This window comes from Mesorhizobium sp., assembly GCF_005063415.1.
Classification (GTDB): Bacteria; Pseudomonadota; Alphaproteobacteria; order Rhizobiales; family Rhizobiaceae; genus Mesorhizobium.
In genome coordinates this window covers 2,431-4,787 of record NZ_SUEG01000232.1, presented here as the reverse complement: position 1 = coordinate 4,787, position 2,357 = coordinate 2,431, and the positions used below count along the sequence as shown (strand labels likewise).

General features: G+C 56.0%; 2 protein-coding genes. Both read left to right on the top strand.

Annotated features, from left to right (window positions below; genetic code table 11):
- On the top strand, positions 1 to 349 hold a 349-nt coding region (locus E5W70_RS30625), incomplete at its 5' end, for a CerR family C-terminal domain-containing protein (RefSeq protein ID WP_292665001.1).
- A 684-nt stretch (positions 350 to 1,033) separates the two neighbouring features.
- On the top strand, positions 1,034 to 2,357 hold a 1,324-nt coding region (locus E5W70_RS30620; protein ID WP_292665000.1), incomplete at its 3' end, for a S8 family serine peptidase.

Genomic DNA, 2,357 nt, shown 5'->3' with positions numbered 1-2,357 from the left:
GCTGATGCCGATGCTGATGCTGCGCAGGAAAGAGGGAAGCGCGAATTACGGCGTCTTGCTGGCCCGTGAGGCCAATGATCCAAGATCCGCCGAGCGCGGCATCATCCGTGAAATCTTTGATCCGTTTGCCAAGGCGACGATCGCGCTCCTGAAGACAACTCTCCCGGATCGCAGTGAGGCGGAGGTCGTCTGGGGCTTCCAGATGACTATCGCCATCATGCTCTACATCATGGCCGATAGCGGCCGCGTCGCCAATCTCAGCAATGGCGCCTGCGACCCCGAAGACGTCGAGGGCACGATGCGGATCATCGTTCCCTTGCTGATCAAGGGTTTGCGGGGACTGCCTTGAGACGAGGCTGACGTCTGCGTGCTTGCCAAGGCGCTCGGCGCGATCGATCTCGGACATCGTATTGTCGTCCGTCGCGTTTATCGGCAATGGATTAAAGCTGAAGACCGTCAGATCACAGCATCCGATCCGGCCTGTCGTGAGGTGTCGCTTGGCACTTAAACGTAAGAATGCGGCAGTTTGTGCGGGCGGTGGCACTTAACTTAAGAAACTCAGCGCGTCGGTTCTCAAATAAGATGCAAAAGCGTGAACCACACACACCCCGACGCTGACACACTATGGCATTGAAATCGTAGGAGTTATCGACCTCTTTCTAAGGCAAATCCCTTGATCTAGCACACAGAAATACAGAAAATATCCTGCCAGCTCGTTCTCGATTTAACTGCAAAAAATCGCGACGGAATCTCAATTTAAGTGCTCATTCTCAATTTTAGTGCACGGCTAAGTCACGGAAACCATTGACACGGGATTCTCATAATTAACTGCCAAGCGACATCTGCTGCCATGGGCCTACATCTGGCTCCCGAGCTCAAGGCCGTGGCCTGAGAACAGCGCTCTGACCCTGTATTCGGATTGATCCCGATTGAAATGAGTTGACGATGTTTGCATAGAGGCCGAGGATTTGCTTTTACCGAATGACGTATAATTTGAGAGGTGTTTTCCTCAGTCGTGCAAGGAGAGAATGTCATGCGACTGATCATTTTACTTGCCACAATTTTAGTGCTGCGCGCACCTTGCGTCGCAAGCGCTCAGGACGTGACCGACTTTCTGGACTTGCAGGGCGAAAAGACACCGCTGTCGATCGATGCCGGCAAGCTTGCCATCGCCGTTCGAGACGGGACGACTGCAGATCGGTTCAAGGCTTTTGCCCAGGAGCGCAACTACAAGATTGCCGAGGAATTGCCGGGTGGCCTCTATATTGTCGAGATTGCCCCGAAACAGCGAAACGAATTGGTTCAGCTTCCGCGCGATATCAAACGCGAAAACGACGATCTTGTCGCGCAGGCAGGAATTGTCGCGACTGCACCGGGAATCGACTATCCGCTGATCATCACAGACGAAATCATTGTTCAATTCGAACCTTCGGTTACGACCAGTAGGGCGAGGGAACTTGTTGAAGAGCAGTCGGCGTCGCTGGGCAAACCGAGCGCCTATTATCCGAACCAGTTCATCGTGGAGGTCGACGGCAGTTCGAAGGGTGATGCGCTGCAGGTCAGCGCACGGCTCCAGGCAATGACCGATCTGGTCGTCTTCGCCCATCCGAATTTCATTACTGTGGTCGAACCACAGGAGATGATCCCGAATGACCGCCTGTTTGGCGACCAGTGGCACCATCGCAACACGAGCCAGAAAGGCGGCGTAGCTGACGCCGACATAGACACCTCGTTGGCCTGGGAAATCGAACAAGGGACGCCAGGAACGACGATCGCCGTCATAGACTTCGGGTTCGACATGACGCATCCCGACCTTCAGCCGAACTTCTGGCGCAACCCGCTGGAGGCCAACGGGAGCCCTGGTGTCGACGACGACGGCAACGGATATGTCGATGATGTGAACGGCTGGGATTTTGTCGACAACGACAACGATCCTTCCGGGCCGGACTTACCCGCCGGCAGCAGGCATGGAACTGCCGTGGCAGGTGTGGCGGCAGCCAGGGGCAGCAACGCGATCGGCGTGAGCGGCAGCTGTCCCGGATGCAGTCTGATGCTCGTCCGAATATCCCAAGTATCATCGACTCAGGCCGTCGCCGACGCAATCGGCTATGCCGCCAGCAATGGTGCGGCAATCCTGTCGAACAGTTGGGCGTTTCCCGCCGTTGCCACGCTTGTCAACGCGTTGGATAACGCTGCAGCGACAGGCCGCGGGGGGCTCGGCAGCGTAATATTCCTGTCGATGCGCAACAACCAGGTCGATGATTGCGGAAACTCCCGCCTGCCATCGCTAAGCAGCGTCATCGCTGTGAATCGATCGACCAATAGGGACCTGTTCGACGCCCCGTCCTCTTTCGGAT